The 10,525-nt window shown below is 33.1% G+C and carries 7 protein-coding genes; 6 read left to right on the top strand and 1 reads right to left on the bottom strand.

Annotation, left to right across the window (positions count from 1 at the left end):
• Positions 1-79 precede the first annotated feature (79 nt).
• Entirely contained in the window at positions 80-1,138 is a 1,059-nt protein-coding gene (locus INF29_RS12920) for a type I restriction enzyme HsdR N-terminal domain-containing protein (protein ID WP_193487063.1), read from the bottom strand.
• A 536-nt stretch (positions 1,139-1,674) separates the two neighbouring features.
• On the opposite strand from INF29_RS12920, the gene INF29_RS12915 reads away from it, so the two are divergent.
• The 6 genes from INF29_RS12915 to INF29_RS12890 all read left to right on the top strand — a co-directional run bounded on the left by INF29_RS12915 (position 1,675) and on the right by INF29_RS12890 (position 10,204).
• Complete coding sequence (locus INF29_RS12915; protein WP_207728175.1) at positions 1,675-2,661, top strand: helix-turn-helix transcriptional regulator; 987 nt, start codon at positions 1,675-1,677, stop codon at positions 2,659-2,661.
• Positions 2,662-2,692: 31 nt separating this feature from the next.
• Positions 2,693-5,296 carry a tetratricopeptide repeat protein gene (locus INF29_RS12910; protein WP_193487061.1) on the top strand — a complete coding sequence of 868 codons (2,604 nt, stop codon included), beginning with the start codon at positions 2,693-2,695 and terminating at the stop codon, positions 5,294-5,296.
• A gap of 108 nt (positions 5,297-5,404) precedes the next feature.
• Positions 5,405-8,728, top strand: a complete 3,324-nt coding sequence (locus INF29_RS14855) for an ATP-binding protein (protein WP_243184176.1) — start codon at positions 5,405-5,407, stop codon at positions 8,726-8,728.
• The gene (locus INF29_RS12900) at positions 8,728-9,372 is read left to right on the top strand and encodes a DNA/RNA non-specific endonuclease (RefSeq protein ID WP_193487059.1); all 645 of its coding nucleotides are present in this window, start codon (positions 8,728-8,730) and stop codon (positions 9,370-9,372) included. Before INF29_RS14855 ends, INF29_RS12900 begins: the two co-directional genes overlap by 1 nt.
• Before the next feature lie 3 nt (positions 9,373-9,375).
• Entirely contained in the window at positions 9,376-9,756 is a 381-nt protein-coding gene (locus tag INF29_RS12895) for an immunity protein YezG family protein (RefSeq protein WP_193487057.1), read from the top strand.
• A gap of 208 nt (positions 9,757-9,964) precedes the next feature.
• Positions 9,965-10,204: a DUF6103 family protein gene (locus INF29_RS12890; protein ID WP_193487055.1), complete on the top strand. Its 240-nt coding sequence runs from the start codon at positions 9,965-9,967 to the stop codon at positions 10,202-10,204.
• Positions 10,205-10,525 lie beyond the last annotated feature (321 nt).

The raw sequence follows: 10,525 nt of genomic DNA, 5'->3' as shown, positions 1-10,525 counted from the left end.
GCCCATCATTTCCCGAAGGGCAGCTTTTTGTGGTGTATCTTTTTTTCTTGCCATAAAATAAACCTCCAAACTGGTAAGTTTATCTTACATCAGTTTGAAGGTTTACACAAACTTTGGGATACTCCCTTAGATTTTTTTGCATACGATATTTATCGCGAATGAGTGCATAAGAAATCAAATTTTCTACGAGTTTTACTACGGATGGATCATCAAGATACCATAATTTGTTGTATATGAGGCTACCTAGATCGATTTGTTTTCCATTTATGATTTCAGGATAATGTTGGAGAACTAGTTTTCTTAATTCACTGACTTTGCCACTACCTCGATTTCCAATTGCAATTCTTCCGTGGTGATAGAATGTGAATTGATTATTTTTATAAATGACATTGTCATCTATGACCAATTGTAAAGAATGATGTGATGTTTTTTCATTATCTATAGCGATATTTAAAGCTGTTTTGCAGACATCAGGTTTGGATGAAGAAACATAGGTTGAGAATCCGAAAGAAACGATTTCCACATTACCGTTAAATTTTATAAGGAAAGAACGGTAAGGACCATAGAAGGTACCTCCACCTGCATTTCCATATGTAAGCATACGGATACCATAATCTTTAATGATTTCAAATAAAGAGTATTGTCCTATCGGGATTTTATGGCTTATATCGAGAAAACATTCTTCCAAGTTCCATGAAGCACAAGCAAGAGGATGCTCAGTAGTACAACTGATATTCCTACTGTTTACATCTAGATTTTCTTTTACAAAATGTGAGATTTGACTATATTCTATTCTTTCTGGGATAGGTTCAGGAATATATGGTTTGTATTTATCTGTAATCATCTCATCATATTTAGGCAATGCAGATATTTGTATGTATTGATTTGTACTTTCGTCATAATGATAGCAAAAGAAAGATATATCATTGATCATCATGGCATAGTCGCATCCAAGAGCATTACAATAATAGGTTAATTGCTTTGCAGTTTGTTCTCCGAGTCCGATACCAGGTGCTTTACATTCGATGACAGCAATAGGAATTAGGCGATTATCATAGGTTAATCCTTTTATAACGATATCCGTTCTACGAATAGAGGAAATTCCATAATGGGAAAGGGGTTCTTCAACACTTATCATTTTTTTTTGGAACTTTTAATGTTCTGATCAGATAAGAAATAACCAATTGTCGAATAGTCTCTTCTGGAGTGAGGTAAACCAGTTTTTTTCTAATAGGATCAAGATAACATTTTTTATGATTTCTGCAATAAATTGTAGGTAAAGGTTGTTTTGCTAAATTTATATACAATTTTGGAACCCTCCATCTCTTATTTCGAAATATAATAAATGCTTTTAGTATTATGATATTGATTTTACATTGAAGGAAAAAAACTTTCAAATATTATATTTAACAAATAAAATTATAAGGGTCATCAAACAGAAATGGTAAGATGAATTTATATTTGTGTGATATGAATAGACACAACCATGAAAGCATCTCTAATTATATAGAAGAAGAACACGAGGATTACATATATAGAAGAAGAGATAATGGTGTTTAAAATATTAGAAAAGTTGATACATGGGCAAATATTACAATGGATGTTATGTTAAAAACAAATTTTGAGTTGTATTGACATAGAAATATTCTAATAATATTATAAAAATGACAGAATTTGTCATTTCTTGATGGTACAATATGGTCAAAAGGAGTGATTCGTATAAAATATGATAAAATTCGAAGAGTTTTAGGTATTTATACAAAACTTATCAAAGGAAGTATTATATATAAACAAGAACAGGCGAATATTTATGATGTAAATGAAAGAAGTATACAAAGAGATATCGATGATATCAGGAATTTTTTAGAAAATAACAAGGACTATAATCCTAACAATTCTATTATTTATGATTATAAAAAAATGGGATATGTAATGAAAGATCCCTATAATAGGACTTTTACAAATAGTGAAATCCTTGCTATTTGCAAAATATTATTAGATAGCCGTGCATTTACAAAATTACAAATGGAAGATATTTTAAGAAGATTAATTGTCAACTGTGTTTCTGAGAACAACCGTAAATTGATAGAGGATTTAATAGGTAACGAATTGTTTCACTATGTTCAACCACAACACAAAAAAGTTTTTTTAGATGAGATGTGGAAGATAGGACAAGCAATTAGAAATTGTCAATTTATTGAGATAAAATATAAAAAAATAAAAGATAAAGAAGTTGTTACTCGTAGATTAAAACCAGTTGCAATCTTATTCTCTGAATATTATTTCTATTTTGTTGCATTTATTGATGATGATAATATAAAGGAAAAGTTTAATACACTAGAAGATTCATTTCCAACAATATATCGTATTGATAGAATTGAAAATTTAAGAGTTTTAGAGGAAAAGTTTCATATTCCATATCGGGATAGATTTGAAGAAGGTGAATTTAGAAAACGAGTTCAATTTATGTATGGTGGCAAACTGAGACGTGTAAAATTTCAATATTATGGAGAAAACGTGGAAGCAGTGCTTGACAGATTACCGACAGCTAAAATTCTTAAAGAAGATGATGGTATATATACGTTACAAGCTGAAGTATTTGGAGATGGTGTAGATATGTGGTTTAGAAGTCAGGGAGATTTAATAAAAGTATTACTTTAATAAGAAAAGATTATGGAGCGGAGGGCTTTCCATGCAAGAAGTCAGAGTGATAATTACATATTCAAATAAATTGGAATCTATATATGTTGATGGTGTTGAATTAGATGATATTTCAGCAATTCAAAATAAATCAATCGAAGATTGGTTCGTACCAGCTAATGATCGTAGTGGCTGGGAAGGGCTGATACCTGAGATTCAAAAAATAATAAATGATGAAAAGGCAGAATTAAATTTTGAGTTTCGAGGGCAGCAAGAATCAAAACATATTTTTGAAGAAAATGTATCAAAATTAGGTTTGTCAATTAGTACAAAAGGACTGCCTAAGGAAGAAATTGCACTAAGAGAGAAGAAAGAGGCAAAAAAAGCGGAAAATAGAAAAGATTATATAAAAGCTTTTCAATGCTATATCAATGCTGCTGATGATGGTGAGTCTGCAGAGGCTCAATATAAAGTTGGTGAGTATCTGGAGACATATGCAGATGGCGATAAGATTATTTTAGATATAGATAAAGAAGAAGCTTATACCAAAATGATCAAATATTATGAAAAAGCAGCAAATAACAATTTTACAGAAGCACAATATAAGCTGTTCCATCTTTATTTGAATGGCAAAAAAATTGAAAAAAATATTGATATAGCTATCAGATGGTTAAGAAAAGCAGCAGATGGAGGAAAAAAAGAAGCACAATTTGAATTGGCTGAAATATATGTAAAGGACAATAAGGATGGTTCCTATGGTCTGAAAAAAGCAACAGAATGGTATGAAAAAGCAGCAAGTCAAGGATTACTTATGGCACAATGCCGATTAGGGGATTGCTACTATTTGGGAGAAGGTATAACACAAGATAAGAAAAAAGCAACGGAATGGTATAGAGAAGCGGCAGAACAGGGATGTGTAGAAGCTCAGTGGAGATTAGGAGATTGTTATTATGGTGGAGAAGGTATAGAGGAAGATTGTGTAAAAGCAGCGGAATGGTATAGAAAAGCGGCAGAACAGGGAAGCACAGAAGCACAATGTAGACTAGGAGATTGTTATTATTATGGAGAAGGTATAGAAGAAGATCATATAAAAGCAGTGGAATGGTATAGAAAAGCGACAGAACAGAGAAGTACAGAAGCTCAGTGGAGATTAGGAGATTGCTATTATGATGGCGAAGGCATAGAAGAGGATAAAAGAAAGGCATTAGAGTTATATCAAGAAGCGGCAGAACAGGGAAGCACAGAAGCACAATGTAGACTAGGAGATTGTCACTTCTATGGAGAATGTGTTGAGAAAGATAAGAACAAGGCAGTAGTATGGTATAGAGAGGCGGCAGAACAGGGAAGTGCAGAAGCTCAGTGGAGATTAGGAAATTCTTATTGTTATGGAGAAGGAATAGAACAAAATAAAAAGAAAGCGACAGAATGGTATAGAAAGGCAGCGGAACAAGGATTGGCAAAAGCACAATATCAATTAGGGCGATGTTATTTTTCAGGAGAAGGTGTAGTGCAAGATAAGAAAAAAGCAGTGAAATGGTTTAAAAAAGCAGCGGAACAGGGGGATTCAGATGCACAATGTAGGCTTGGACAGTGTTATTATAAAGGAGAGGGGGTATTGGAAGATAAAAGAAAGGCAACGGAATGGTATGAAAAGGCAGCGGAGCAAGATGATATTATTGCTCAATGTCTGATAGGGCTATGCTATCATATGGGAGAGGGCGTAGTGCAGGAAAAGAAAAAAGCGACAGAATGGTATGGAAGGGCAGCAGAACAGGGAGAGGCAGTAGCTCAATATTTACTAGGAGATTGTTACTATCATGGTGAAGGTGTGCCAACAGATATGAAAAAAGCAGTTGAATGGTATGAAAAGGCAGCGGAACAGGGAGATCCAGATGCACAATGTAGGCTTGGACAGTGTTATTATGAAGGAGAGGGAGTACCGGAAGATAAAAGAAAGGCAACGGAATGGTATGAAAAGGCAGCAGAGCAGGGACTTGCAGACGCCCAATGCTTGCTAGGAGAATGTTATTATTATGGAGAAGGTGTGGTAGAAAATAAAAGAAAAGCCACAGAATGGTATGGAAAGGCAGCAGAGCAAGGAAATATAGATGCCCAATATTCACTAGGATGTTGTTATTTTAATGGGGAGGGAGTACCAACAGATAGGAGAAAAGCAGTTGAATGGTATGAAAAAGCAGCAGAGCAAGGAGATGCAGAAGCTCAATGGGCACTTGGAAAATGTTATTATAATGGAGCAGGTGTAGAAAAAGATAGCAGGAAGGCAGTGGAATGGTATGAAAAAGCAGCAGAGCAAGGAAAAGCAGAAGCACAATACGCACTTGGACTTTGCTATTATAAAGGAGATGGAATGTCAACAAATAGGAGAAAAGCAGTAGACTGGTATAAAAAGGCAGCAGAACAGGGAGATAAAGATGCTCAATACCAATTAGCTAAATGTTACCTAAATGGTGATGGAATAGAAAAAGATGAGAAAAAGGCAGTAGTATGGTATGAAAAAGCGGCGGAACAGGGAAATAAAGATGCCCAGCTTGCTGTAGGACGATGTTATTATTTCGGCATAGGCTTAAAAAGGGATGAGAAAAAAGCGATGGAATGGTACAAAAAAGCAATGGAACAGAAGTACAAGAAAGGCTAAAACAGATTGGATTTGTGTTGCTCCAAAAAGATATAGGGAGAAAAATACAAGATGTTTTTTCTTTGAAAAAGGCGATGTAAAGTCTTAAAATGATAGGGGAAATGCGGAATGGATCATAATATCATTTTACAAGAAAATGAATTAGAATTAAAAAAAGCTTTAGTATTAGCTCATCATACAGTTTATAAAAAATATTTGATGGAAATTGAAAAATATCTGGTGGTTGAACCGACCCTAAGTTTATTGGATGAAGAAGCAAAGGACTGTATCAGATTATTAAGGTTGAAGGAATTTACTTGCAAAAAAAATGAAGATATTTTCCAAAAATTATCAACAGTATATCATGCCAGTATGGAATTGGGATGCCATTTTGTAGTAATGATAGATGTAGAACGAAATGATGCTCCTGCCAAAATATATATCGGTGTTAGAAATGATGGAAAAGATGATGAAGCACGCAAAAAATTAATGACATCATTTTCCACGTTGAAAAAAGCCATGAATAGTAATTTTCCGGGTACACAAGTAGAAGATGTTCCTTCACAGCAAGAGTTACCCAATTTATTAGATGGAATATTTGGAAATACGACAAAGCATATTTCATCTGTTTCTTGTGTTGCAGGTATTAGAGATAAATCTAAGACAGAACAAAAAAATTTTATTCAAGGCATAGAAAGATTAATTGATGCGATGCAAGGAAATACCTATACAGCATTATTTATTTCAGAGCCAATCCAGACGCAGGAAATAGAAAATATCAGAAGAGGATACGAAACATTATATAGTATTTTTGCACCTTTCGAAAACAATGTATGGTCTTATAATGAAAATGAGAGTTATACAGTCATGGATAGTTTAAGTAGAGGAATTTCTTCTGCAGTAACGAAAGGTATTAGTGATACCCAGTCTCATACAAAAACTTTTGGAGAAAGTATAGGGTTTAATTCGGTAACATCAAATAATGTATCTATATCCAATAGTGAAAGCAAAACAAATACAAAGTTTTCTACAGGTACTGTAATAGGATCAACGATAAATGTCATTGGTAATGTTGTAGGAAAAACATTGAATCCCTTGGCAGGATTGGCTGTTTCATCTGTTGGAGGAATTATAAATCCTACTTTCGGTGGATCTGATACAGAAGGAGTTGTTAAAACACTATCGTATACAATGGGACGTTCTTTCGGAGTGAGTAGCGGGTTGAATACAAGTGAAACCGAATCAAATGGAAAGACGATATCAGCAAGCACAACAGATACAGACAGTAAAACACAAACAAAAAGCAATTCGAGTACAAATGGATACGGAAAAACTTTACAGATTCAAAATATAAACAAAACGATTTCTGAGATGCTTAAACGAATTGATGAGCAACTTAAACGCGTCCAAGAAGGAGAAGATTACGGAACATATAATTGCAGTGCATACTTTTTATCAGGGAAACAGGAAAATACATTATTAGCGGCAAATATATATCGTTCTTTGATGATTGGAGATGGATCTTCCATTGAAAGTGGTGCAATCAATTCTTGGAATGGTAATCGTAATCCAGAAAAAGTTAAAGGAATAAAAGAATATCTTCGTAGATTTGTACACCCTATTTTTGCATTGCCTGTATCTGATGAAGACAGAGTAGATACATATATTACTTATACACCTGCAACTATAGTAAGTGGATTGGAATTACCATTACATTTAGGATTACCAACCAAATCAGTATACGGTATGCCTGTGTCAGAGCATGCAGAGTTTGGAAGAAATGTTGTAAAAAGAGATGTTTTAGAAACTGATGAAAAAAAAATCCCATTAGGTAATATTTATCATATGGGAATGATAGAAAAAAAATCTTTCGTACATCTAAGTATAAATGAATTGGCATCTCATACTTTTGTCACGGGTTCTACTGGTTCTGGCAAATCAAATACTGTTTATGAAATTTTAAGTTCTTTGCAAAAAAATAATATTAAATTTTTGGTTGTAGAACCAGCAAAAGGAGAATATAAAACAGCATTTGGAGATGATCAAACAGTTGTTGTATATGGGACAAATCCTAATATTCATGATATGAATTTGTTAAGAATCAATCCCTTTTCATTTCCTGAAGAAATACATATTTTAGAGCACATGGATAGGTTGGTGGAAATATTCAATGTTTGTTGGCCTATGTATGCAGCGATGCCAGCTATACTAAAAGATGCTATAGAGAGAGCCTATGTTATGGCAGGATGGGATTTGGTCAAATCAAAAAATAAATACGACAATAGACTATTTCCTTCATTTATGGATGTACTAAAACAGATTAAAATTGTATTAAATGAGAGTGATTATTCTTCTGATAATAAAGGGGATTATACTGGTGCTTTGATAACGAGAATTCGTTCTTTGACAACTGGTATAAATAGTTTGATTTTTAGCCCTGAGGCTATTGCGGAAGAAGATTTATTTGATAGAAATGCAATTGTCGATTTGAGCCGAATAGGATCAACTGAAACAAAGTCTCTTATTATGGGGCTGTTGATTTTAAAGTTGCAAGAGCATCGTATGCAGAATCAAGAAATAAATGCTGAGCTTAAGCATGTAACGGTGTTGGAAGAAGCTCACAATATTTTGAGGAAAACAACTTTTGAACAATCTGCTGAAAGTTCTAATTTATTAGGAAAATCTGTAGAAATGATTTCAAATGCTATTGCTGAGATGAGAACATATGGTGAGGGATTTATTATTGCAGATCAATCACCTGGTTTATTGGATATGTCAGCGATAAGGAATACAAATACTAAAATTATATTAAGACTACCTGATTATTCTGATCGTGAATTGGTTGGAAAAGCTGCTGGATTAAATGAAAATCAAATCATAGAATTAGGGAGATTAGAAAGGGGGGTGGCCGCAATATCGCAAAGTGGTTGGATTGAACCGGTACTTTGTAAAATAAATAAATTTGAAAAAATTTCTGTAGAAAGTGGTCGTGAGAACTTTGGTAAAGAGTTTATTAGCAACATAGAAAATATTGAAAACTCGTTACTTGAGTGTATTATGAATAAAGAAATATATCGTAAAGGCGATAGAGTCGATATCCAAAAACTTAGAGATAGAATTATCCATTCGAATATAGATACAATTGTGAAATGTGAATTTATTGATTATATAACGACAGAAAAAGAAAAAGAGATTGAAAAATTGCGTCCACTTATTTTTGATTTTCTTAAGGCAGGAAATGCTATTAAAATCTCTAGGAATTGTAATGATTTTTTAGCTTGGTCAAATAAGGTCATTGATATCCTCAATCCATCTATAAAAGGATATAGTAACAAGCAAATTAATTTAGTTCTTGCTTTGATCGTATATGAACAAGCAGAAAGAGACTCATCTTATAATGACATATGCTGTAGATTTATGGAGTATTATAAATCGAATGGAGGTATATTTTAATGGATGAAATTTCAAGAAACAATGAGATTGAAGAATCAAAATCTACGACTTTAGAAGGGTATAGGGAAATAAAACCAGAAGGAGAAGTTTCAATTCAAGAAGCGAAAGATTTTATCAACAATCTATTCATTGAAGAAAAAGAAGTTTCTGAGAAGTGTGACGTGGCTGAAAAAGATGATAATAATAGGATATATCGGATAGGCGATAATTTAGTTTCAAATAATTCTTATGAAATAAATGGGTATCAATATCAAACGGATGATTTTGGACGTATAGTTTCAGTTGAAGGGAAGTTATATATTAAGGAACGGGAAGAAAGACTGCCAATAAAAGATTCTATTGAGATAATTAGTAAAGGCGATGAGAGAGAAGGTGATGATAGAGGACATCTCATTGGTGATCGATTCAATGGTTCAAATGGTATGGAAAATATGATTCCACAAGATGCTAAAATAAATCGTGGAGATTACAAAAAATTTGAAAATGAGTTGGCGAATGAAATAAAGAATGGAAAAGAAGTATATTTAAAAATCGAACCAATGTACGAGGAGGGATCAAGACGTCCATCTGCTTTGGTTGTAACCTATAGTATCGACAATGTAGAAAGCATTAGGATTTTTCCTAATGATACACAGGAGGCTTAAAAAATGGAAAAGAAAATGTTTCAAGAGATTTTTGGTGAACTCCAAGATTTTCTTCCAAACAAATGGAGAAAATTTGTTTTGTACATAGCTTATACAAAGGGCAGCTATAGTATGAAGTTTTATATTAAGCCAGATAATAACAAATATTTGGATTGTTTTAGTATTAAAAACATAGATAGGATGAATTTGATAAAAGCATTTATGAAAATTGATGGTATACTATCGGTTGAAAGAAACAAGAAAACATCTGAAAATAGATGGAATGTACTAACGATGGTGGTTGATGAGGCTGGAAATATGCGGACAGAATTCGATTATGCAAACATAGAAGAAAATACGATTGCATATGAGAATGAGTGGAAAAAAAGATACTTAATAATTTAAAAATATATATTACTTATAAAAAGGTAGGCAAAATGCTTACCTTTTTATATTAAAGGGATAAATTTAATAGAGAATGAATTAGTGTAACAAATAATTTATTTAGAGAGCAAATAGAAGGCATTAGATGATTAGACAATTTTAAAATTTGATAATTAGATATTAGTGAAGAAATCTATGTTGAATTGTTATTAAAAAAGAGGTGAGCATTATGAAACTTTCTGTAGTACAAGTGAAGTTTGAAACCAGCAAGTACCAAGCATTAAAGAGATATGCGGCGAAAAAGGAAATATCTTTGGAGCAAGAACTGAATGAAACACTGAACCGGTTGTATCGAAAATTGGTGCCGACAGATGTCCGTGAGTATATTGAAGAAGGTGAGAGAATGGAAAAAACTAGTAAACCCAAAGCCCCAAGACAGCCTTCTGAAGAACAGAATAAAACAGAATAGCTTAGAATCTCTAATTAAATTAAGATAAAGTCTGTATCGAATGCTTTCATATGTAAAAAACTATTCAGATACAAACGAAAGATTTTTTTGATTTGTTTCTAAATCATGTGAGGGTATGAAGAAAAGTCTGTAAATAAGATTCTTCTATGATAAGACTGGGTGGAATGCTTTGAAATGAAGCACTCCACTTGTTTGGGAGTATCCCAAAGTTTGTGTAAACCTTCAAACTGATGTAAGATAAACTTACCAGTTTGGAGGTTTATTTTATGGCAAGAAAAAAAGATACACCACAAAAAGCTGCCCTTCGGGAAATGATGGGCA

Origin of the sequence: Anaerotignum lactatifermentans (genome assembly GCF_014982935.1) — a bacterium.
Taxonomy (GTDB): Bacteria; Bacillota; Clostridia; order Lachnospirales; family Anaerotignaceae; genus Anaerotignum; species Anaerotignum lactatifermentans.
The sequence above is the reverse complement of the archived record's forward strand: the minus strand, read 5'-3'. Positions and strand labels throughout refer to the sequence as shown.